Annotated in this window: 23 protein-coding genes; 9 read left to right on the forward strand and 14 right to left on the reverse strand. The window is 62.6% G+C overall.

Going from position 1 to position 20,433, the window contains the following annotated elements; translation table 11 throughout:
* Positions 1–35 precede the first annotated feature (35 nt).
* Positions 36–929, forward strand: a complete 894-nt coding sequence (rpoH, locus tag ACVWY3_RS00850) for an RNA polymerase sigma factor RpoH (protein ID WP_456836760.1) — start codon at positions 36–38, stop codon at positions 927–929.
* A gap of 43 nt (positions 930–972) precedes the next feature.
* On the opposite strand, the gene ACVWY3_RS00855 is transcribed toward rpoH, so the two are convergent.
* A complete protein-coding gene (locus tag ACVWY3_RS00855; RefSeq protein ID WP_456836761.1) occupies positions 973–1,203 on the reverse strand; it encodes a hypothetical protein in 231 nt (76 codons plus the stop codon).
* Between the two features lie 294 nt (positions 1,204–1,497).
* Here ACVWY3_RS00855 and groES point away from each other — a divergent pair, with 294 nt between their 5' ends.
* The 7 genes from groES to ACVWY3_RS00890 all read left to right on the forward strand — a co-directional run bounded on the left by groES (position 1,498) and on the right by ACVWY3_RS00890 (position 6,186).
* Entirely contained in the window at positions 1,498–1,812 is a 315-nt protein-coding gene (groES, locus tag ACVWY3_RS00860) for a co-chaperone GroES (protein ID WP_212470136.1), read from the forward strand.
* Positions 1,813–1,847: 35 nt separating this feature from the next.
* The gene (groL, locus tag ACVWY3_RS00865; protein ID WP_456836762.1) at positions 1,848–3,470 is read left to right on the forward strand and encodes a chaperonin GroEL; all 1,623 of its coding nucleotides are present in this window, start codon (positions 1,848–1,850) and stop codon (positions 3,468–3,470) included.
* Positions 3,471–3,668: 198 nt separating this feature from the next.
* Entirely contained in the window at positions 3,669–4,001 is a 333-nt protein-coding gene (locus ACVWY3_RS00870; RefSeq protein ID WP_456836763.1) for a hypothetical protein, read from the forward strand.
* A gap of 534 nt (positions 4,002–4,535) precedes the next feature.
* Positions 4,536–4,994: an Hsp20 family protein gene (locus ACVWY3_RS00875; RefSeq protein WP_456836764.1), complete on the forward strand. Its 459-nt coding sequence runs from the start codon at positions 4,536–4,538 to the stop codon at positions 4,992–4,994.
* Positions 4,995–5,126: 132 nt separating this feature from the next.
* Positions 5,127–5,462, forward strand: a complete 336-nt coding sequence (locus ACVWY3_RS00880; protein ID WP_456836765.1) for a hypothetical protein — start codon at positions 5,127–5,129, stop codon at positions 5,460–5,462.
* A 276-nt stretch (positions 5,463–5,738) separates the two neighbouring features.
* Positions 5,739–5,921: a hypothetical protein gene (locus ACVWY3_RS00885; RefSeq protein WP_456836766.1), complete on the forward strand. Its 183-nt coding sequence runs from the start codon at positions 5,739–5,741 to the stop codon at positions 5,919–5,921.
* A 25-nt stretch (positions 5,922–5,946) separates the two neighbouring features.
* Positions 5,947–6,186: a hypothetical protein gene (locus ACVWY3_RS00890; RefSeq protein ID WP_456836767.1), complete on the forward strand. Its 240-nt coding sequence runs from the start codon at positions 5,947–5,949 to the stop codon at positions 6,184–6,186.
* A gap of 331 nt (positions 6,187–6,517) precedes the next feature.
* Here the strand turns inward: ACVWY3_RS00890 and ACVWY3_RS00895 are convergent, their stop codons facing one another.
* Both ACVWY3_RS00895 and ACVWY3_RS00900 read right to left on the reverse strand, forming a co-directional pair.
* Positions 6,518–7,015 carry an Hsp20/alpha crystallin family protein gene (locus ACVWY3_RS00895; protein WP_456843253.1) on the reverse strand — a complete coding sequence of 166 codons (498 nt, stop codon included), beginning with the start codon at positions 7,013–7,015 and terminating at the stop codon, positions 6,518–6,520.
* A 79-nt stretch (positions 7,016–7,094) separates the two neighbouring features.
* Complete coding sequence (locus ACVWY3_RS00900) at positions 7,095–7,550, reverse strand: Hsp20 family protein (RefSeq protein WP_456836768.1); 456 nt, start codon at positions 7,548–7,550, stop codon at positions 7,095–7,097.
* 566 nt (positions 7,551–8,116) lie between these two features.
* Between ACVWY3_RS00900 and ACVWY3_RS00905 the strand changes: the two genes are divergently transcribed.
* Complete coding sequence (locus tag ACVWY3_RS00905; protein WP_456836769.1) at positions 8,117–9,241, forward strand: glycosyltransferase family 4 protein; 1,125 nt, start codon at positions 8,117–8,119, stop codon at positions 9,239–9,241.
* A 76-nt stretch (positions 9,242–9,317) separates the two neighbouring features.
* On the opposite strand, the gene ACVWY3_RS00910 is transcribed toward ACVWY3_RS00905, so the two are convergent.
* From ACVWY3_RS00910 to ACVWY3_RS00960, 11 genes are all read right to left on the reverse strand, one after another.
* Positions 9,318–10,292 carry a tripartite tricarboxylate transporter substrate-binding protein gene (locus ACVWY3_RS00910; protein ID WP_456836770.1) on the reverse strand — a complete coding sequence of 325 codons (975 nt, stop codon included), beginning with the start codon at positions 10,290–10,292 and terminating at the stop codon, positions 9,318–9,320.
* A gap of 23 nt (positions 10,293–10,315) precedes the next feature.
* Positions 10,316–11,032: a GntR family transcriptional regulator gene (locus tag ACVWY3_RS00915; protein ID WP_456836771.1), complete on the reverse strand. Its 717-nt coding sequence runs from the start codon at positions 11,030–11,032 to the stop codon at positions 10,316–10,318.
* Positions 11,033–11,054: 22 nt separating this feature from the next.
* Positions 11,055–11,768 carry an SDR family oxidoreductase gene (locus ACVWY3_RS00920; RefSeq protein WP_456836772.1) on the reverse strand — a complete coding sequence of 238 codons (714 nt, stop codon included), beginning with the start codon at positions 11,766–11,768 and terminating at the stop codon, positions 11,055–11,057.
* Positions 11,769–11,819: 51 nt separating this feature from the next.
* Positions 11,820–12,590, reverse strand: a complete 771-nt coding sequence (locus ACVWY3_RS00925; RefSeq protein ID WP_456836773.1) for an SDR family oxidoreductase — start codon at positions 12,588–12,590, stop codon at positions 11,820–11,822.
* Between the two features lie 15 nt (positions 12,591–12,605).
* Complete coding sequence (locus ACVWY3_RS00930; protein ID WP_456836774.1) at positions 12,606–12,986, reverse strand: carboxymuconolactone decarboxylase family protein; 381 nt, start codon at positions 12,984–12,986, stop codon at positions 12,606–12,608.
* Positions 12,987–13,013: 27 nt separating this feature from the next.
* Positions 13,014–14,249 (reverse strand): ABC transporter substrate-binding protein, encoded by a 1,236-nt coding sequence (locus ACVWY3_RS00935; protein ID WP_456836775.1) that lies wholly within the window; start codon positions 14,247–14,249, stop codon positions 13,014–13,016.
* Between the two features lie 32 nt (positions 14,250–14,281).
* Positions 14,282–15,511, reverse strand: coding sequence for an ABC transporter substrate-binding protein (locus ACVWY3_RS00940; protein WP_456836776.1), 1,230 nt, complete (start codon positions 15,509–15,511; stop codon positions 14,282–14,284).
* A 27-nt stretch (positions 15,512–15,538) separates the two neighbouring features.
* Positions 15,539–16,246 carry an ABC transporter ATP-binding protein gene (locus ACVWY3_RS00945; RefSeq protein WP_456836777.1) on the reverse strand — a complete coding sequence of 236 codons (708 nt, stop codon included), beginning with the start codon at positions 16,244–16,246 and terminating at the stop codon, positions 15,539–15,541.
* Entirely contained in the window at positions 16,233–18,005 is a 1,773-nt protein-coding gene (locus tag ACVWY3_RS00950) for a branched-chain amino acid ABC transporter ATP-binding protein/permease (protein WP_456836778.1), read from the reverse strand. Before ACVWY3_RS00950 ends, ACVWY3_RS00945 begins: the two co-directional genes overlap by 14 nt.
* Before the next feature lie 2 nt (positions 18,006–18,007).
* A complete protein-coding gene (locus ACVWY3_RS00955; protein ID WP_456836779.1) occupies positions 18,008–18,943 on the reverse strand; it encodes a branched-chain amino acid ABC transporter permease in 936 nt (311 codons plus the stop codon).
* A gap of 79 nt (positions 18,944–19,022) precedes the next feature.
* Entirely contained in the window at positions 19,023–20,414 is a 1,392-nt protein-coding gene (locus tag ACVWY3_RS00960; RefSeq protein WP_456836780.1) for an MmgE/PrpD family protein, read from the reverse strand.
* Between the last annotated feature and the right edge of the window lie 19 nt (positions 20,415–20,433).

Genomic DNA, 20,433 nt, shown 5'->3' on the forward strand with positions numbered 1-20,433 from the left:
CGGACTCAGGAATGGCTTCTGAAGGAGGGCAAGTCATGTCAATCAAGTCAGCCCTCCCTGCCATCCATTCGGAAGCCGGGTTGTCTCGGTATCTGCAGGAGATCCGGAGCTTCCCGCTGCTCGATGCATCCGAAGAAGTGATGTATGCAAGGCGTCTTCGGGATTCCGGGGATCGCGAAGCTGCCTACCGTCTGGTGACGAGCCATTTGCGATTGGCCGCCAAGATCGCGCTGAAATATCGGCGCTATGGATTGCCCATCGCCGACCTCATCTCGGAAGCCAACGTCGGATTGATGCTGGCCGTCAAGCGGTTCGACCCTGAGAAGGGATTTCGCCTGGCGACCTACGCTGCTTGGTGGATCAAGGCGTCGGTGCAGGAGTTCGTCCTGAGATCGTGGTCACTCGTTAAGCTCGGCACAACCGCAGCGCAAAAAAAGCTGTTCTTCAACCTTCAAAAGCTGAAGAGACGCCTTGGTGCGCCGGACGATGGAGAGCTTTCGCCGGAGCAGGTGAAGCAGATCTCTGAGCATCTTCAGGTCAAGAAAGCCGACGTCGTCGAGATGAACGGGCGGATCCGTGGCGACATGACGCTGAACGTTCAGCTCAGTGACGAAGAAGGCGAGCAATGGCAGGATAGGCTCGCCGATTCATCTCCTGATCCTGAAACCCTGCTCGTGGAGGCCGGGGACCGCGAACGGCAGAAGGCCGCACTCTCGGAGGCGCTGAGTGCGCTTTCTCCGCGAGAGCGCACCATCGTCGAAGCCCGCTACATGGCGGAAGAGCAAAGAACGCTTGACGATCTTGCCAATATCTTCGGGATCTCTCGTGAGCGTATCCGCCAGATCGAGCAGCGTGCGTTGAAGCGCATCAAGACGATGCTGTGCGCACGCCTTCCGGATCTCGAGGTTGCTTCAGCAAGCGCATACTAGAAGCAGAACACGAAAAGCCGCTGGCCGGCTGCTGATCGGTGGATCAGCAGCCGGTGCAGATATTGGGCACGATGGCTTCCGCCGAGAAATCACGATCCTTGCGGCCATCGGACTTTGTTCTTGCGGGCTTGCCCGACGGCTGGCCGCTTGAATTGCTGACAAGCTGCTTGGCGGCGGCGTCGGGGTTTCGCGCTGCTCGCGACGAATCCGCTTCTTTTGCCTGCAGCGAAACCACCATCCCGAGTAGAGCAGCAAGTATCATTAAGGTCCGCATCTCTGGTCAACCTCCTTTCGACGATGCTCCAATCTGCCGCGCAGAGTTGTTCTGCAGCCGAGAAACATCTCGGTGTGACGATCGCAGTTTTCAACGTGCGGCGAGCGATTCGGGACGCTGGGGGGAGTCTCCGGCTGCGAGCCGCGACCGGTATCGACGAGCCGGCCTTCGCCGCAAAAAAATTTCTTCCATCCTCTTGAAAGTAGATCCCTCGCTCCTAGGTGCTTTTTCGCCCCGGGGGCCGTCACGGACCCGGATTTTGGACATCGCTGAACCTACCCAAGGAGGATGTGCATGCATTTCCGTCCCTTGCACGATCGCGTGCTCGTGCGACGTCTCGACGCCGAAGAGAAAACCGCCGGCGGTATCATCATTCCAGACACAGCAAAGGAGAAGCCGCAGCAGGGCGAGATTGTCGCCACTGGCCCCGGCGCACGCAACGAACAGGGCCAGCTCGTTCAACTCGACGTCAAGCCTGGTGACCGTGTCCTGTTCGGCAAGTGGTCCGGTACAGAGGTCAAGATCGACGGCGAGGAATTCCTGATCATGAAGGAAAGCGACCTTCTGGGTGTCATCGACAAGGCAGGCACCGTCAAGAAGGCAGCATAGCGCGCTGACAGTCATAGAGGAAAGGAGAGATCAAAATGGCTGCCAAGGACGTGAAGTTCGCAACCGAGGCCCGAGACCGCATGCTGCGGGGCGTCGACACACTGGCAAACGCGGTGAAGGTCACACTCGGTCCGAAGGGGCGCAACGTCGTCATCGAGAAATCGTTCGGCGCGCCGCGCATCACCAAAGATGGCGTGACCGTCGCCAAAGAGATCGAACTGGAGGACAAGTTCGAGAACATGGGCGCGCAGATGGTGCGCGAGGTCGCCTCGAAGACGAGCGATGCCGCCGGTGACGGCACCTCAACGGCCACCGTGCTTGCCCAGGCCATCTTCAAGGAAGGCAGCAAGTCTGTCGCCGCCGGCATGAATCCGATGGACCTGAAGCGGGGTATTGATCTGGCGGTCGACGCGGTCGTCGCCGACCTGAAATCACACGCCAAGAAAATCACCTCCAATGATGAAATCGCCCAGGTCGGCACAATCTCGGCCAATGGCGATACCGAGATCGGCCGCTTCCTGGCCGACGCCATGAACAAGGTCGGCAACGAGGGCGTGATTACCGTCGAGGAGGCCAAGAGCCTGCATACCGAGCTCGAAGTGGTCGAGGGTATGCAGTTCGACCGCGGCTACATCTCGCCATACTTCGTCACGAACACCGAGAAGATGCGCGTCGAGCTCGAGGATCCCTACGTTCTGATTCACGAGAAGAAACTGTCCGGCTTGCAGACAATGCTGCCGCTGCTGGAGCAGGTCGTCCAGTCCGGTAAGCCGCTCCTGATCATCGCGGAGGACATCGAGGGTGAAGCGCTTGCGACATTGGTCGTCAACAGGCTGCGCGGCGGACTGAAGGTCGCGGCCGTCAAGGCGCCGGGCTTCGGTGACCGTCGCAAGGCCATGCTGGAGGATATCGCGATCCTGACCGCAGGCAATGTCATCAGCGAAGATCTCGGTATCAAGCTGGAAAAGGTGACGGTGAAGATGCTGGGGCACGCAAAGAAGGTGGTCATCGACAAGGACAATACCACCATCGTCGGAGGCGCGGGCGCCAAGAAGGATATCGAGGCGCGCGCCCAGCAAATCAGGCTTCAGATCGAGGAAACGACCTCCGACTATGATCGCGAAAAGCTGCAAGAGCGCCTCGCCAAGCTTGCCGGAGGCGTCGCAGTGATCCGCGTGGGCGGTGCGACGGAGGTCGAAGTCAAGGAACGCAAAGACCGCGTCGACGATGCGATGCACGCTACGCGCGCGGCGGTGGAGGAAGGCATTCTCCCCGGAGGCGGGGTAGCCCTTCTGCGGTCCCTTAACGCGCTTGACGGCATCAAGACCGAGAACGCGGACCAGAAGGCCGGCATTGACATTGTTCGCCGCGCCATCCAGGTGCCGGCTCGGCAGATCGTGCAGAACGCCGGCGAGGATGGCTCACTGATCGTCGGCAAGCTTCTGGAGCACCAGAGCTACAATTGGGGCTTCAACGCGGCAACTGGCGAGTACGAGGACTTGGTGAAAGCCGGCGTGATCGATCCCGCCAAGGTCGTCCGCACCGCCTTGCAGGACGCCGCGTCGGTGGCTTCGCTGCTGATCACGACCGAGGCGCTGGTGGCCGAGAAGCCGAAGAAGGCTGAACCGGTTCCGGCAGCTCCCGCCATGGACTTCTGAACAAAAGAGCCCGGCCGATCACGGCCGGGCTCTACCCAATGAGAGGAGAGAACACCGCATCCAAAGACGGAGTCTCGCATGAACAGGTCTAATCGTCGTCGGCTCAGGATGAGGCAGGACGCGATCCATTGGTTCATGTTCTCCCTGAGCTTTGTCACCATTACCTGGATCTGTGTTCGAACGATTGGAGGAGTATAGATGCTGAGCCATCACCATACGTTCTCCGCCCGGACGGAGACCAACCGCAATCTGCGGCGACGGCTGCTCGCTCTAGTCATGGGCAGCGCAATATCCCTGACCGCCTTCGGTGCTTACGGCGTGGAAAGCCCGCGGGGAGCCGAGGCCACACAGGGTGCGTTCACTGGAGTGCAATTGCCGCCAATCCCGTATCTCGACACGATGCCATGGCCGAAGTGGCAGCCTGCAGCGGCAACGATGAAGATCGACATCTTGCTGCTGCCGACCTCCGCGCCGACCGGCATCTGGCCGCAGTCGACGCCCCATCCCGCCGGACTGGCGGCAACAAGCTGAACGTCAGAGAGCGGCCCGCGAAGGCCGCTCGCTGCCTTATGCAAGGCCGTCGAGAGCGAGCGACAATCATGTCCGGACCGAAGTCGGCGAACCATTTCCTGCGCGGGGGCTCCGACGCGGCCTCAAGCACAAACGTCGGGCCTGGCGTCCGCGACTTCCTCATCCGAGGCAGCCAGAAGGTGATCGGTCACTACGAGTCCCTTCTCCGAACTGCGAAAAGCGAGCAAGAGCGCCAGCTCTATCAAGCGCGAATTGAGCGAGAGCAGCGAGTGATAAATGATCTACGCCACGGCGCTTTCCCGGATCGCTTCGCCGCGTAGTCACTGAGCCGCTGGCGAGCGTCTGCTGCAAAAAAATGCGCACGGCCTCTTGAACTTACGAGCGCCAGTTCTAGTTCGTTTCTCGACCGCGACTGCGGTGTGTCGAGCGCCAGGCCGGGCTCGGCACGAGGCACTGGATTGGGATGTTCGACCATAACCGAAATTCCCATCCTGCCTTGCTTCGTATCCATATTGCTCTTTGGAGGACTTGGCTATGAGGACACTTGATTTCTCGCCACTTTGGCGCACCACCGTCGGTTTCGATCATCTCGCTGACCTCGTCGACGGCATGTCACGCCAGCCGACCGAGGACCATTACCCGCCGTACAATATCGAGCGATCCGGCGAGGACCACTATCGAATCACGCTGGCGGTGGCAGGCTTCGGCGTCAACGATATCTCCGTGACTGCCGAGCAGAATGCTCTCACGATCGAAGGCAGGAAATCCGAGGGTGCTGCGCGCGAGTACCTGTACCAAGGTATTCCAGCGCGACCGTTCCGGAGAGTCTTCAGTCTTGCTGACTACGTTCAGGTGAAGCAGGCATCGTTCCAGGATGGCCTCTTGATCGTGGATCTCGTTCGAGAGATTCCGGAAGCGATGAAGCCGCGCAAGATTCAGATCGGAAGTGGAGCGGCTGCTTCGTCGCAAATTGAGCACAAGAAGGTCGCTTAGTAGCCTCGATCCATGGGCGCTCAACGGAAGTCGCTCTCTATCCTATCTCATCAACATGTGGCGACATCGACTGCGCCGCCACCTAAAATTCGAGCACCATCCCTTGGAAAGGAGTGAATAGGGAGGCGAGCCATGACTAACGTAAAGATCGACGGCGGTGGTCTTCACCCATTCTTCCACCCCGCCGCTTACTACGTTTCTCCGGCGGAAGTCCTGAATGACAAGAAGCTCTCGACGCCCGAGAAGCGGATCATTCTGTCCTCGTGGGCATCGGACATGTACACCGTGGAATCCTGTCCCGACCTTCGGGAGGTCCCGGGAACGGGCCACCCTGTGAAGTTGGCGGACATACTGGCAGCGCTGCGGCAACTCGACAGAGATGACGATGATGATCCGCCCCGTGGCGGTGGCGTCCCCATGCGGCTGCGGCGGCCTTGGGCCGCCGCACAGCGGAAGTCTCTGCCTTGATCACAGACGCTGTCCGAGGCATCGTGCTGCTGGGCCATGCCGCGGCGCTCTGGGAAATTCCGATCGGGAGCCATCGTCGATGCGAAGCGCGGTGACCAACAATCATGTTGTCGACAGCGATTGTTCCTGCGCTGGACGAATTGCCTCCATTAGCGTCGGAGGAACTGACGTTCCGGTCGTGAGTTTTGCGCGTATCCAGAGCGGACTCTGGCATGCTCCGGCCGAGCGCCTCGGAGTGTCCGCTGCATCGCGATAATGAAGATAGGGCCTCGACCAATGTACCAGCATCCCGAATTCACACCTCCGATGACGAGCGTGGCAATGCTCCTCACCCGAAAGCAGCACCTGATCAGCCGCTTAGAAGAAGATCCAGGTCCAGGGGAGCGCGAGGAGATCGAGCGTCTCCTCGAAAAAATAGATGCCGAGCTGGACGCAGTTGATAGCCCCGACAGGCTTTGAGAACCGTGGAAAGGAGGGGCATCCAATGCGGATCGAGCCGGATTCCGGCTTGGGCGGTGCCGCTCTAGATGAGACGGCATATCTTGAATCGCTGATCCGCCAGGATTTCGAGCGATGTCATCCCGGCGAGACTCTCGAGGATCTCAAACAGCGAGCGTCGTTTTCCAGGGAGGACAGGGGCTTGTTGCGAGATTGGATGGCGATTGCGGTGCGCCGCGCAGCGGCTGAGCGGGCTAAGAGGAGCGACTTCAACTCGGCGGCGTAGTCCCGGGCGAAGCGATGCTGCGCGCAACCCAGCCAACGCGCGCAGCGATCGATCCTTTGGCCCGTTGTCAGTCGATGCCGCTCCGCACCATTGCGCGAGCTAGCTCTAGCTCGCTGATCGCTTGCCGCAATGATCGACGCGCCGCGCTCTTGTCGCCGTTGGCGCAAGCCGTTTTCAGCTCCTTGATGTGCTGGACCGCGATCTCCGCATGCGCGACAACATCCGAAGCGCCCGCAAAACTGGATTTCCGCTTTGTGTCCATAGGCACATCCCCGGAAGGCAATTGCTTTGAGAAGCACGACGGGAGCGGAGACCGCTCCCGTCGATTTTGTCATTTCGAGTTGATCGCGATACGCTTCACCTTGGATTCTGCTTGCGGCAGCTTTGGCATGGTGACCGTCAGCACCCCATTCTTGAACGCGGCAGAGATCTTGTCCTGATCTACGTCATCGATCGGGATGCGCCGTTCAAACCGGCCGTAGTAGCGCTCGCTGAACTTGCGATCCTTGTCTTCCGTCTCGGTCTTCTTCTCTCCCTTGATCGAGAGCACGCCGTTGGCGAGTTCGACCTGGACGTCCTTCTCCTCGAGGCCCGGCAACTCTGCCGTGACCTTGACATCCTTGTCGCTCTCATTGACCTCGATGCTCGGCCAATTCATCGACTGCTCGAAAAAGCTGCCGCCAAACGGCGCGACATCGAAGCCGCGGAAGACGTCATCGAACAAGCGGTTCATTTCCCGATGCAGGGTGAGAACCGGATTGTAGTTTTCGGAGCGACGGGGGGCCAGATCCCGACCACGGCTCCAGGGGATCAGATCGGTGATAGCCATAGAGTGTCTCCTTTCTCTGTTCCAACCGCCCGCGACGCGGCGGAGCCACGCCGCGAGCTCCAACTGCGAGCAGGCGGCGTTAGGCCGCTTGCTTGTTCTCAACTGGTTTGTGGTCGCCACCTGTACTGATCGCAATCTGGCGCGGTTTCATCGCTTCCGGGACCTCCCGCACTAGATCGATCCTGAGCATGCCGTTCTCGAACGAGGCGCCCTTCACTTGCACGTACTCCGCCAGATTGAAGACCCGCCGGAACGGGCGTGAAGAGATGCCCTGATAGAGATATCGGTGGCCGCCCTTCTCGGCCTTGCGACCCTCAACGGTCAGTGTGTTCTGCTCGGCCGTGATGGAGACCTCGTCGGGCGTGAAGCCCGCAAGAGCCAGCGAGATTTGATAGTGGTCCTCGCCGACGCGTTCGATGTCGTAGAGGGGATAGTTGTCCCCGCCGGTCCATCGGCCGGAGTCCTCGAGAAGGTCGAACAGACGATCGAAGCCGACGGTCGATCGCCACAGGGGAGCGAGATCAAGCGTGGTCATAGCCATATCCTCCTTTGAGCAACATGGTTCTGGGCGCTTCGGACACCTGCCGGGCGCCCGCTAGCCGGGCCCTGTCTCAGGCGCCCAGCGATGCTGCGCGATTGGCTCGCGCTTTCACTCTTCAAGTTAGGAGGGGGCCCAATCGTTTCAAGTCCCGTCGGCATCTTGCGAAAGCTGCAATGCCGCACCCATGTTCTTCGGCGGGGCCGTCTGAGACGATTCTTTCCTATCATCCTGCTGCGCCTCGGCCGGTCCCTCCCATCGCACTTGGCCGAAGAGAGTGACCATGGCAGCAGTCCTAGACGATGTGATCGAAACGGCGCTTCTGGAATCCTTTCCGGCGAGTGATCCGCCGTGCTTTGCCGCGCTCGGGATCAACATCGGCTCTCCCGATCGGTCCGGTGCCTGGCGAGCGCGGCCAGGCCGCCGCTCCAAGCACGTGACCCCGGAACGACCAGCTCCTTCCGAGCTTCATAGCGCTGCCGCGCGCCGGCGTGGCCATGTGGCAAAGCCGGCCGGCTCTCATGTTTGAAAGCAATGTATCCGATCGGAAGCATGGAGGACCAATGAAGATCGCGCAGATTGCTCCGCTGTTCGAGAGCGTACCGCCCCGGCTCTATGGCGGGACGGAGAGGGTCGTGCACTACCTGACAGAGGAGCTGGTCAGGCAAGGGCACAAGGTCACCCTCTTCGCGAGCGGGGACTCCATCACGTCCGCCGAACTCGTTCCCTGCACGCCGCGGGCCCTGCGCCTTGACCCGGCTGTCGCAAATTCCATACCGCATCAAATGGTGCTGCTCGACAAGGTGCGCGAGCGCGCTAGGGAGTTCGACGTCCTCCACTTCCACGTCGACTACTTGCATTTTCCACTCTTTCGGACCGAGGCGGGACGGACCTTAACAACCCTCCACGGGCGCCAGGATCTGCCCGACCACATGCCGTTCTATGCTCATTTTCCTGAGATGCCGTTGGTGTCGATTTCCAACGCGCAGCGTGCGCCCCTGCCGCGAGCCAATTTCATGTCAACTGTATACCACGGGCTGCCGCTCGATCTGCACAAGCCGACCTATCACCCGCGCGGTAACTATCTCGCCTTCCTCGGGCGAATTTCACCCGAGAAGCGGCCAGACCGCGCCATTGCAATCGCACGCGCAGCAGGACTGCCGTTGAAGATTGCCGCGAAGATCGACAATGCGGATGAGGCCTACTTCCGCGAGACCATTTCGCCGCTGCTCAACGGCCCGGGGGTAGAGTTCATCGGCGAAATCAACGAGAGCGAAAAGACGGAATTTCTCGGAAACGCGGCAGCGCTGCTCTTTCCGATTGATTGGCCGGAGCCCTTTGGTCTCGTCATGATCGAGGCCATGGCATGCGGCACGCCGGTCCTGGCCTTCTGCCGGGGATCGGTCACCGAGGTCGTTGAAGACGGGATCACCGGGCGCATCGTCAAAAGCATCGAAGAGGCCGTGCAGGCCATGCCGTCTCTTCTGGCGCTGGACCGCAAGGCCGTGCGCGCCCGTTTTGAGGAGCGCTTCTCCGCAACGCGTATGGCTGCCGAATACGTCAAGCTTTACCAAAAGCTGCTGCGCATGCGCGCTGCATCAGAGCTTCACCTGCCGAGCTTCGCGGGACATCTAACCGCTCACGCACATGCTTGGGCGCCCTCTGTAGTGCAAAGGGAATCCAGCTGAGGGGGCCAATACGCATCTCCGGATCGAGTGCCATCGCACCGTCCAAAGCGGCGCACGCGCTTTCCGCCGCTGGCGTCTACTGCGGGTCGATTCCGGCCGCTTTGATGATCCGTCGCCATTTGACGATCTCGGCTTTAAGAAACGCTTCGAGGGCTTCCGGTGTCGCACGCTCCGGCTCGACCGGAGCCATGCTGAGCTCGGCAAAGCGGTTGACCAGTGTGGGGTCCCTCAGCGCCGTCTGTAACGCACCGACAAGCCGGTCGAGGACTGGCTTGGGCGTGCCGCGCGGCGCGTAGAGGCCGTACCAAGTCGTGACATTGAATTCGGGAACGCCGGCTTCGGCCGAGGTCGGCACGTCGGGCAAGGTCGCGACCCGCGTCTTGCTGGTGATGGCGTAGCCCTTGATGGTTTTCGACTGGATGTACGGCGTCGGTCCGGTCGCGGGATCGCAATAGACGTCGATGTGACCGGCGATCACATCATTCAGCGCCGGCCCGCCACCCTTGTAGTAGATCGGCGTGAGCTTCGTGTCGGTGGCGCTCATGAACATCAGGCCGCAGAGCTGTGAAGCCGAGCCCAATCCGACATTGCCGAAGGTCATCTTGTCGCCTTCGTTCCGGATACGCGCGATCATTTCGCTCAAGTCCTTGGCGGGAAAGTTGGGCCTGGCCACCAGGATCATCGGGACGTCGGTCACGAGGCCGATCATTGCGAAGTCGCCGACCGGGTCGAACGGCAGTTTTGCGTACAGCGCGGGCGCTGTGGCTTGGCCGACATGCATCAGGAGGACCGTGTAGCCGTCGGGCGCGGCCTTGGCGACGCGATTGGTGCCGAGCGTTCCGCCGGCGCCGACGACGTTTTCGATCACGATGGATTGCTTAAGCGTCGCGCTCATGGCGTTGCCGAGAATTCGCGCGATGACGTCGCCGGGGCCGCCGGCGGAGAAGGGCACGATCATCGTGATCGGGCGATTGGGATAGTCGTCCGCGATCGCGGTGCTGCAAGGGCAGAACAGGAAAAGCAGGATCAGCGATCGTACGAGATACGTCATCGAACACTCCCTGGCGGCATTTTTCAGTCGTCGGAAGGCGCCGCCTCCTTGGCCGCCGACGATTTTTCGATCATGTCCAGCGCGGCCACGGCGGCCGCGTTGATGTGGTCGACGCAGCAGCGCTCGGCGAGGTCAGGATCGCCGCTCTGGATCGCGCGCCAGATCGCGGTCACCTCGCGCAGACTCTTGTTGATGCGCTTCGGCTGCGACATCGAGGTAATCCGCAACAGTTGAATCCGGTCATGCAGCGGCTTGAGCATGCGCTCGATGAACGCGTTGCGGCAGCCGCCGATCAGCGCGGCATAGAAGTCAGTCTTGGCTTCGAGGCATCCAACGAGGTCCTGCTTGGCGGCGGCTGCCTTCAGGCGCGTCAGGGCTTCCCCGATCCGGCGAGCCACTTCGGGGTCGTGCAGCCTGGCGCATTCACGGCCGGCGAAGCCTTCGAGCACCGCTCGCGCCGCATAGAGCTGGCGGGCCTCTTCGAGGCTGATCGTGGAAACCACGGGGCCGCGGTGCGGGACTGTATTGACCAACCCATCCGCTTCGAGCGCGCGGAGCGCCTCGCGTATCGAAGGGCGGCTGACGCCCATCATTTCGCAGAGTTCGCGTTCGACCAGCCGCTGCCCCGGCTTCAGCGTTCCGGACATGATCGCCTCGCGCAGCTTTTGCGCGACCATCGCGCGGACGGTCGGAACGTCCTCGATGCGGAGTGTCGACTGCAAATCGCTACGTCTTTCCATGTCCGGGCCCTGCTGGGAAAAGTTAGTACCGGTTTACAGGCAGAATCATCATTTCGGCAATTTGAACGTGGGCGGGCTGGTCCAGGGCGAACACGATCGAGCGGGCAATGTCAGCCGGCTCGAGCGCCATTCTGAACCGGTCGAAATAGTCCTTTTCCTTCTGCTTGTCGCCGCGGTAACGGGTCAGGATAATGTTGGTCCGGGTCAGGCCGGGCTGCAGCTCGGTGACCCGGATCGCGGTTTCTGCAAGCTCTCCCCGGAGGGTCTCGGTGAACATGTGCACGCCGGCCTTGCTGGTGCTGTAGGCGGCCATGTCAGGGACGATCCGGACGGCATTGATCGAGCTGATGTTGACGATATGACCTGTATTGCGCAGGACCATGTCGGGCAGGATCGCGCGGGTGACCCGCATCAGGCCGATCAGATTGGTTTGGATGATGTTGGACCAGTCGTCCGCGGAGCCGATGTCGAAGCGGGTCCGTCCACCGATATCGTGTCCGGCATTGTTGATGAGGACGTCGACCGGCTTGAAATGACCGGGAATCGCATCCGGCAGGCCGTCCACAGCCTTTGCGTCGCTGATGTCGAGCTGGATCGGAAACACCGCGTCCCCGCCCGTCGCCGCCAGTTCCTGCAGCGCCTCGGCATCGCGGTCGACCAGCACGACGCGGCGGCCGCTCCCCAGCAGCGCCTTGGTGATGGCGCGACCCATGCCGCCGGCGGCGCCCGTCAGCACGACGGTCTGATCTGGTTGCTCAGTCATCGCAGCACTCCCGTTCCAAGATCCTCATGCGGCCGACCAGCCGCCGTCGATGGGCAGGCTGGCTCCGGTGATGTCGTTTGCAGCAGGACTACAGAGAAAAACGACCATGGCGGCGACAGCATCCATTCCGATGAAGCGCTGCGTCGGCTGGCGCTCGCCGAGATACTCGCGCGTCACGTCGTCGACCGGACGGCCGTCGTTCGCAGCAATGCCGGCGATCTTGTCGAGGATGGCGGGCGTCGGCAGCGTGCCGGGGCAGATCGTGTTGCAGGTGATGCCGATGCGGGCCGTCTCGATGGCGACGGCCCGGGTGATACCCAAAATCGCGGTCTTGCTGGTGACATAGTCGATGCGGTCCTCGACCGCACGGCTCGAATAGATCGAGCCCAAATTGATGATCCGCCCCCAACCGCGCTGCTTCATCGCCGGCAGCGCCAGGCGGATCAGGTGGAACGGGGCCGAGAGATTGACGGCCAGCGCCTGCTCCCATTTCTCGGGCGGAAACTGCTCGATGGCAGAGAAATGCCTGATGACGGCGTTGTTGACGAGGATGTCGATGGAGCCGCACCTGTCGAGCAGATCGGCCATCATGGCCTCGATCGGCGCGCGCCGGGCGAGATCGGCGCCAGCCGCGATGATCTCCACGCCGAAGCGGTCACGGAGCTCATCCGCGGCCTGCTCCGGCGCAATGAGATCGTGTAGGACAATGTTGGCGCCCGCGCAGGCAAGGCCGTCCGCCATGGCCCGTCCGAGGCCCGCGGTCGCGCCGGTCACGAGTGCCCACTTGCCCTTCATCACAGCCGCGCTCCGCTACTTCTTGTCGAGCTCGGCGAAGACTTCCTTGGCGTTGCGGAAGGCATCCACGCCCGCGGGCACGCCGCAATAGATGGCGACCTGCATGAAGACCTCGCGGATTTCCTCCCTGGTGGCGCCGTTGGCGAGCGCGCCGTGGACATGCGTCTTCAGCTCGTGCGGGCGATTGAGCGCGCAGAGCATCGCCAGGTTCAGGAAGCTGCGGGTCTTGCGTGTCAGGCCTTCGCGGCCCCAGACGTAACCCCAGCAATACTCCGTGGTCAGATCCTGCATCGGACGGTTGAACTCGTCAGCGGATGCGATCGCCTTGTCGACGAACTCGCTGCCGAGCACGCTTTTGCGGATTTCGAGGCCGCGGTCATAGGTCGCCTTGTCCATGTTGTTCTCCGTTTCTTATTGGTGTTGTCAGGTCTTTGGCCAGAACGGCTTTGCCAGCGCGAGCTCGGGCGGGAATACCGTCACCGGCACGCCGGACTGCCACTGCACGATGGTCATGCCGGCGCCCACCCGGCGGCCCTTCTCGTCGAACTTGATCTCCCCCAGCGGGTAATATTTGGAGGGACCGCCATCCATGGTGCGCAGCGCCTCGGCGACGGCGACGCGGTCTGCCTTGCCGGCCTTCTCCAGCGAGTCCTTGATCACCCACATGTCGCCATAGGTGGAGATCGCGTTCTGCGTCATCCACGGCTCCTTGTAGCGGGTCTTCAATTCGGCGATCAGCGCTTCATGCCCCTTGGCGCCCCAGCTCGCGACGCACGTCAAGACGCCCTGAAGCAGTTCGGGGCTGACGGTCTGCAGCATGTCCGGCTCGGCGATCGCGATGCCGAACGAGATCGTCGGAACCTTGCCCTGGCCGAGGCCGAACTCGTTCATCTTCTCGAGCAGCAGCTTTGCGTCCGAGATGACCGTCGGCAGGAAGAACAGCAGATCGGGTTTCGCCGAGCGGATCTTCTGCACGAGCGACGTCGCGTCCGCCAAGGGCGGCGTGAACGTCTCGTCGACGATCAGCTGCAGCTGGTTCTCCGCCAGTAGGCCTTCGCGCATCGCCTTTGCGGAGGCGATCGAGGCGCCCGTGTTGTCGGTCAGGATTGCGACCGTCTTCGGCCGCTTGCCGGAGGCCGTCTCCGCCAGCTTGATGAGTTGCGGCAACGCCTGCTTCGCCTGCGAACCTGCGGTGGCCGCGGTCTGGAATACGTACTTGAATCCGCGCTCGGTGATGAGGTCGGAGTAGGAGAGGGTGAGCATGGGCAGGTTGGCGCGCTCGGTGACCTCGGTCACCGCGAGCGTGAAGGAGGACAGATAGGCGCCACTGGCCGCGACCAGATCGGTCTCCTGCGCCACCATGCGCTGGGCGGCGTTCTTGGCCTTCTCCGTGGTGTCGCCGGAATCGAGCACGACGAGCTTCAGCTTGGCGCTGCCGAGCGCCTTGATGCCGCCTTGGGCGTTGATGTGGTCAATCGCCATCTCGGCGCCTTCGCGCATCACCGTGCCGGGACGGGCGTAGATTCCGGAGATCGGCACCAGCAGGCCGACTTTCACCTCCGAAGGTTGCTGAGCCCAGGCGCGGGATGCGATCAGCGTGCCGGACGCGCCCGCAAGCAGTGTTCGGCGGGTGATCGTGATCTTGCTCGTTGCACTCATGACAATCCTCCTCCCTGAAAAATCGTGCGATGCTATTTCTTCGGCCAGAACGGCTGCGCCTGTGCGAGCTCGGACGGATAAACGGTGACCGGCACGCCCGATTGCCATTGCACGATGACGACCCCGGCACCGACCCTGCGGCCCTTCTCGTCGAATTTGAGCTGACCGCCGGGATAGTATTTCGACGGTCCGGCATCCATGGTGCGGAAGGCCTGCGCGACCGCATTGCGGTCCGCCTTGCCGGCCCTCTCCAGCGCTTCCTTCACCAGCCACATGTCGCCATAGGTCGAGATGACGTTCTGAGTCATCCAGGGCTCCTTGTATTTCGCCCTGAGTTCGGCGATCAGCGCCTCGTGACCTTTCGAGCCCCAATTGGCGACGATGGTCATGATGCCCTGCACTGTCTCCGGGCTCACGCTCTGGAGCATGTCCGGTTCCGCGATCGTGATGCTGAAGGACACGGTCGGGATCTTGCCCTGGCCGAGGCCGAACTCGCTGATCTTCTCCAACCCGAGCTTGGCGTCTGACACCGCATTCGGCATGAACAGCAGCAGATCGGGCTTGGCCGAGCGAACCTTTTGGATGAGCGGGGTGGCGTCCGCCAGCGGCGGCGTCCACACTTCCTCGACGACGAGCTGCAGGCCTTCCTGCGCGAACAGCTTCTCCTTTAGCGCCTTGGCCGTGGCAACCGAAGTCGCGGTGTTGTCCATCAACATCGCGACCGTCTTCGGCTTCTTGCCTGACGCAGTCTCGGCGAGCTTAATCAGCGTCGGCAGGCCGAGCTCGGACTGGCGGCTCGCGGTGGCGGCGGTCTGGAAGATGTACTTGAAGCCGCGGTCGGTCAAAAGGTCCGAATAGGACAGCGTCAGAACCGGCAATTCGGCGCGCTCGGTGACCTCCGTGACGGCGAGCGTGAAGGAGGAGAGATAGGAGCCCGTCGCGGCGATGAGGTCGGGCTCCTGGGCCACCATGCGCTGGGCCGCGTTCTTGGCTTTCTCGGTGGTGTCGCCGCAATCGATCACGACGAGCTTCAGCCTGGCGCCACCCAATGCCTTGATGCCGCCCTGCGCGTTGATGTGCTCGATGCCCATCTCGGCGCCCATCTTCATCACCTGGCCGGGACGGGTGTAGATGCCCGACAGCGGCACGATTAGCCCGACCTTGATCTCGGCCGGTGCCTGCGCGCGTGCCACGCCGGCGAAGCCGATGGCGGCCGCCCCGGAAAGCACGGTCCGGCGCGAGGGTCCCTTCGTCGTCTTCATTGTTTTCACCCCTGTCTTTGTTCGTCGTCACGTGCCGAGATAGGCCTTGCGCACGCGATCGTCGGCGCGCAGCGTGTCGTTGTTGCCTTCGAGCACGACGCGTCCGGCTTCGAGCACATAGCCGTGGTCGGCCGATTCCAGGGCTTCCGCCACGCGCTGCTCGACCAGCAGCATGGTCAGTCCGGACTGGCGGCGGATCTCGATCAGCCGCTCGAAGATGAAGTCCGCGGTCGATGGCGCCAGCCCCATCGAGGGCTCGTCCAGCATCAAGAGCTTTGGCGAGGAGGCGAGGCCGCGGCCAATCGCGAGCATCTGCTGCTGGCCGCCCGACATCGTGCCGGCGAACTGATCGCGGCGCTCCTTCAGCACCGGCAGCCATTCGAAGATCCGCTCGATATTGGCGTGCCAGTCGCGTCGGCCGCTGTCGGTCATCGCACCCATCTCCAGGTTCTCCATCACGGTCAGTGACGGGAACACCTGGCGGCCCTCGGGGACGTGGGCGATGCCGAGATGGGCGCGCTGCGGCGGCGGTACCGCGAGGAGATCGACGCCGTTGAAGGTGATGGTCCCGCTGCTCGGCTTGACGATGCCGGAGATGGTCTTGAACAGCGTGGTCTTGCCGGCGCCGTTGGGGCCGACAATCGCAACGAACTGGCCGGCGCCAACATCGATCGAGACGTCGTTCAGGACGGGTTTGGCCGAATAGCCCGCACTTAGTCCCTCAATTCGCAGCATGGCCCACCCATTTTTTACCGAGATAGGCCTCGATGACGCGATTGTCGCGCGTCACCACCTCCGGCAGGCCTTCGGTGATGACGGCGCCGTGGTCGAGCACGAGGAACCTGTCGACCAATCGGACCATCGCCTGCATTGTGTGCTCAATGATCGCGATGGTCATGCCGTCGCGCGCGAGCTGCTGGATCACGGCCACGACTTCGTCGGCCTCGCCGTGGCCGAGGCCCGCGAGCGTCTCATCGAGCAGCAGGATGCGCGGCTGGCCGGCGATCGCGCGAGCCAGCTCCATCAGCCGCAGCTCCTTGGTGGAGAGCTCGCCGGCGACACGACTGGCTACAGCGGAGAGTCCAACACGGGCAACCGCGTCGGCGGCCAGTCTGCGCGCCTCCTCGTCGGACCGCGCGCGCACATAGGCGCCGACCACGACATTGTCGAGAATCGACATGCGCAGAAACGGCCGCATCACCTGGAAGGTACGGCCGATGCCGGCCTCGCAGATCACGTGCGGCCGCTGGCCGGACATGTTGCGGCCATCGATCAGGACCTCGCCCTCGCTCGGCTTCAGGAAGCCGTTGAGGAGGTTGAACAGCGTGGTCTTGCCCGCGCCGTTGGGCCCGATGATGCCGAGGATCTCGTTCTTGTGCAGCTTGAAGCTGACATTCTGCACGGCCTTGAGGCCGCCGAAAGATCGCGACAAGTTCTTGACTTCGAGCATGACCTCGCCGGTGGCGGGTCGCTGGCGAGGGGCGGGCTTCAGTGCGGTGACATTGGCGGCGGGCGTTTCCGGCGCGTTGGTTGCACCCGCCTTGGGCGCGGTCCGCTGGCGCAGGAGATCGCGCAACTTCCAGAACAAGCCTTCCGGCGCCAGGAGGATGACGCAGACGATAGCGAAGCCGAAGATCACGCCTTGGATGCCGGGGAAGCGCGCGCCGGCCTCGGCGTGCAGGATCTCGGCGAGCGGGATCAGGATCACCGAGCCGATGACCGGGCCCCAAACCGTGCCGACGCCGCCGAACATCGCGACCGTCAGCGCCTGCGCCGACACCAGCATGCCGAACACCGATTGCGGTGTCACGACCAGCAGCACTTGCGCGTAGAAACCGCCAATAGCGGCGCCGAGGGCGCCGCTCAGGGTGATCGCGCGCAGCTTCCAGGCCAGCGTGTTGATGCCGGCCGCTTCGGCCGCGGCCTCGTTCTGCTTGATCGCGAGCAGCGCCATGCCGAAGCGCGAACGTTCGATCACCTGGGTCAGTACGATGGTGGCCAGCATGATGGCGAGCCCCAGCAGCGTATAGATGCGGGGATCGGTGAACTGCATGAAGGCGATAGACGCGTCGCGCTTGATCGGAAGCGTCACCTCCTGGAAGCCGAGCCATTCGAACACGTAGAGAATGGCGAGCGGATAGGCGAGCATCGCCAAAGCGAAGTAGTGGCCCTGCAGGCGGAAGGTCGGAAAGCCGATCAGGAGCCCGGCGATGCCGCCGAGCATGGCGGCGAGCGGGATCAGCAGCCAGGGCGAGATGTTGAAATAGATCTGCCCGAGCGCGGTCGCATAGGCGCCGATCCCGAAGAAGGCCGCATGGCCGAACGAGATGAGCCCGGTGTAGCCGCTGAGCAGATTCCAGGACAGGCCGAACACTGCCCACACCGGCACCAGCGTCAGGATCAGCTGGTAGTAGGAGTTGGTGACGCCGAGCGAGATCCCGGCGTAAGCGACCGTGAAGAGCAGGGGCGGCAGGAAGGATCGCATCCGGAGCATGGTCACGTCCTCTCGACCATGCGCCCAAAAAGGCCTTGGGGACGGAAGAAGATGATGAGGAGGAAGACGGCGAAGATCGCTGCGTTCTGCAATTGCGTCGGCAGGATCAGCGTCGACATCTGCTGCACGAGGCCGATCGTCATGCCGCCCCAGAAGGCGCCGATGATGCTGCCCATGCCGCCGAGCACGACGCCGGCATACATGACGATGACGTATTCGAGGCCGACGAAGGGGTGGAACGGATAGTTGGTAGCAAGCAGGCCGCCGGCGATCGCGGTGATGCCGCAGCCGAGCGCGAAAGCGGTGCGATGGGCGCGGTCGACGTCGATGCCCATATAGGTCGCGGCGGTCGGATTGTCGGCGGCGGCGCGGAGCGACTTGCCGATCCGGGTGCGCGTGATCAGCAGCGAAAGCAGGATCATGATCGCCAGCGAAACGATCATGTCGATGCTGCGCGCCTTGTTGAGAAAAATGCTCATGTCGAAGAAGGGACCGAGCTCCCAGGCCGAGCTCGACAGCGGGGTGCGGATCGAGGCCAGCACCGAGCCGAACACGATGAGCCCGCCGTTCTGCAGGATCAGTGCGATGCCGAGCGTGAGGATGAGCTGGGCGTAATGGCCTTCGCCTTCAAGGGAGGCGGTGCGCGTGCCTGATACGTGCGAGATCAGCGTCCGATGGACGAAATAGCCGAACAGGGCGAGCACAGGCCCGGCTAGCAGGATGGAGACGAACGGCCCGACCGCGTTGCCGAACAGGCCCTGCACGCCGGCGGCGGTGAAGAGGTAGAAGGCGGTGTACATGCCGAGCATCATGAAATCGCCGTGTGCGAAGTTGATAACCCGCATGACGCCGAAGATCAGGCCGAGCCCGACGCACATCAGGCCATAGACGGCGCCAATCAGCAGGCCCGCGGCAAGCGCTTGCACAAATCCTTCCATCAGCCATGCCTCCGCGCTGCCGACGATGCTAGACTGGCCTCCAACTCGACCATGTTTCCCCCGTACTCTCCGGCATTTCTTATGATGCCGACCGAAAAACCCGTTCCGTCTCCAGGCGGCATTGCGCCGCAATGGCGTCGGCATTGCCGAGCTGCTCGCAATCGTCGATGAGTTGTTCGAGTCGGTGCACGCGATCCTCGCCAAGAATTCTGGCAGCGGCAGTGCGAAAGCGGCCGCGAATTTCCGAAGGCGTTGCTACGATGACGTCAGGCAGCGCGTGCTGGATCGTCCGGCCGCTGCGCAGATGCACGCACACGTCCGCGCCCTGCTTGCCAGGGAAGGCGGCGGTGAAGCCGGGATCGGCCTTGAGATCCGTGATCGCGACGAGACGAACAATGTCGGCACCGTCGAGCTCGGCGTAGTTGTGTTCCTCGATCTCGCCCCGCGCCAGCGTCGCCGCGACGCTGAAGGGAATGCTCATCTTGGCCTGCAGCGCGTTGCGGTAAGGGCCCATCGAATCGCAACCGGGATAGCGAATGGCGGCATCGGGCGCGCGAATCACGATCCGGTCGATCTCATCAGTGCTGGCGAGTTCATGCGAGACGAGGAGCGCGGCTTGAGCGGCGGTCTGCGCGAAGTTGCAGGCCGGGACTGGCTTGTTGTAGACGGCCATGATCTCGCACTCGCCATCAGGGAAGAGCGCGATGCTGTCCGGCGCGGCCTGGCGGCGAAAGGCGGCAAACAGACCGGCCTCACCTTCGAGGATCGTTTCCGAGCCGAAAGCGCCGGCTGCGGCCAGGCCAACTGCCTTGATCGTGTTGCTGGCGGCGAAACCCGGATGGAAATACATGTCCGAGCCGCCTGCATGCGGCCACTCGTTCAGTCCGCTGGACGTATTGGCTGCGATTGCGATGGCGCTGGTCGCCTGGTCCTCGGAAAGGCCGAGCGCGTAACTTCCCGCGAGCGCCGCGCCAGGAGGCGTCACCAGTCCAGTCGGACGATAGAGACGAGCGAGGTCGGAGGTTAGAAGCGCACGGCCAATCCGCGCGCCGGTCTCATAGCCGATGATGGCAGCCGCGAGCAGCCTCGTGCCGTGCAGCGGCGTTTGTTCCGACAGCGCGAGCAGCGCAGGCCAGATCACGACGCCATGGTGGGCAATGCTCGCCGCATGCATGTCTTCCCGCACGAGACCGTGTCCCATGACCGCATTGGCGAAGGCCGCGTCGGCCGGGGAGGAGAGTTGCGACGTCCCCATGATCGTCGCGTTGCCGGCGCGCTGCGCGATTGCAACGGCCTGACGACTCCAGGGATGATGGCCTGCCTCGAACACGCAGGACAGGAAGTCGAGCAGGCAGAGCTTTGCCTTGGCGACGACGTCCGGCCCAAAATCTCCAAGGTCCAGCGCAAGGACGCTGCGCGCCATCCGGCGCGCGAGCGATCCCTTGCTTGAACTGGCCGGGCCGATCGTCATCGCGGGTCATTCTCCCTGA

The organism is Bradyrhizobium sp. USDA 4486 (genome assembly GCF_054057995.1).

Bases quoted from the DNA above. Each gene is read 5' to 3' on its own strand.
- rpoH (WP_456836760.1), top strand. From the start codon at position 36: ATGTCAATCAAGTCAGCCCTCCCTGCCATCCATTCGGAAGCCGGGTTG.
- ACVWY3_RS00855 (WP_456836761.1), bottom strand. From the start codon at position 1,203: ATGCGGACCTTAATGATACTTGCTGCTCTACTCGGGATGGTGGTTTCG.
- groES (WP_212470136.1), top strand. From the start codon at position 1,498: ATGCATTTCCGTCCCTTGCACGATCGCGTGCTCGTGCGACGTCTCGAC.
- groL (WP_456836762.1), top strand. From the start codon at position 1,848: ATGGCTGCCAAGGACGTGAAGTTCGCAACCGAGGCCCGAGACCGCATG.
- ACVWY3_RS00870 (WP_456836763.1), top strand. From the start codon at position 3,669: ATGCTGAGCCATCACCATACGTTCTCCGCCCGGACGGAGACCAACCGC.
- ACVWY3_RS00875 (WP_456836764.1), top strand. From the start codon at position 4,536: ATGAGGACACTTGATTTCTCGCCACTTTGGCGCACCACCGTCGGTTTC.
- ACVWY3_RS00880 (WP_456836765.1), top strand. From the start codon at position 5,127: ATGACTAACGTAAAGATCGACGGCGGTGGTCTTCACCCATTCTTCCAC.
- ACVWY3_RS00885 (WP_456836766.1), top strand. From the start codon at position 5,739: ATGTACCAGCATCCCGAATTCACACCTCCGATGACGAGCGTGGCAATG.
- ACVWY3_RS00890 (WP_456836767.1), top strand. From the start codon at position 5,947: ATGCGGATCGAGCCGGATTCCGGCTTGGGCGGTGCCGCTCTAGATGAG.
- ACVWY3_RS00895 (WP_456843253.1), bottom strand. From the start codon at position 7,015: ATGGCTATCACCGATCTGATCCCCTGGAGCCGTGGTCGGGATCTGGCC.
- ACVWY3_RS00900 (WP_456836768.1), bottom strand. From the start codon at position 7,550: ATGACCACGCTTGATCTCGCTCCCCTGTGGCGATCGACCGTCGGCTTC.
- ACVWY3_RS00905 (WP_456836769.1), top strand. From the start codon at position 8,117: ATGAAGATCGCGCAGATTGCTCCGCTGTTCGAGAGCGTACCGCCCCGG.
- ACVWY3_RS00910 (WP_456836770.1), bottom strand. From the start codon at position 10,292: ATGACGTATCTCGTACGATCGCTGATCCTGCTTTTCCTGTTCTGCCCT.
- ACVWY3_RS00915 (WP_456836771.1), bottom strand. From the start codon at position 11,032: ATGGAAAGACGTAGCGATTTGCAGTCGACACTCCGCATCGAGGACGTT.
- ACVWY3_RS00925 (WP_456836773.1), bottom strand. From the start codon at position 12,590: ATGAAGGGCAAGTGGGCACTCGTGACCGGCGCGACCGCGGGCCTCGGA.
- ACVWY3_RS00930 (WP_456836774.1), bottom strand. From the start codon at position 12,986: ATGGACAAGGCGACCTATGACCGCGGCCTCGAAATCCGCAAAAGCGTG.
- ACVWY3_RS00935 (WP_456836775.1), bottom strand. From the start codon at position 14,249: ATGAGTGCAACGAGCAAGATCACGATCACCCGCCGAACACTGCTTGCG.
- ACVWY3_RS00940 (WP_456836776.1), bottom strand. From the start codon at position 15,511: ATGAAGACGACGAAGGGACCCTCGCGCCGGACCGTGCTTTCCGGGGCG.
- ACVWY3_RS00945 (WP_456836777.1), bottom strand. From the start codon at position 16,246: ATGCTGCGAATTGAGGGACTAAGTGCGGGCTATTCGGCCAAACCCGTC.
- ACVWY3_RS00950 (WP_456836778.1), bottom strand. From the start codon at position 18,005: ATGCTCCGGATGCGATCCTTCCTGCCGCCCCTGCTCTTCACGGTCGCT.
- ACVWY3_RS00955 (WP_456836779.1), bottom strand. From the start codon at position 18,943: ATGGAAGGATTTGTGCAAGCGCTTGCCGCGGGCCTGCTGATTGGCGCC.
- ACVWY3_RS00960 (WP_456836780.1), bottom strand. From the start codon at position 20,414: ATGACGATCGGCCCGGCCAGTTCAAGCAAGGGATCGCTCGCGCGCCGG.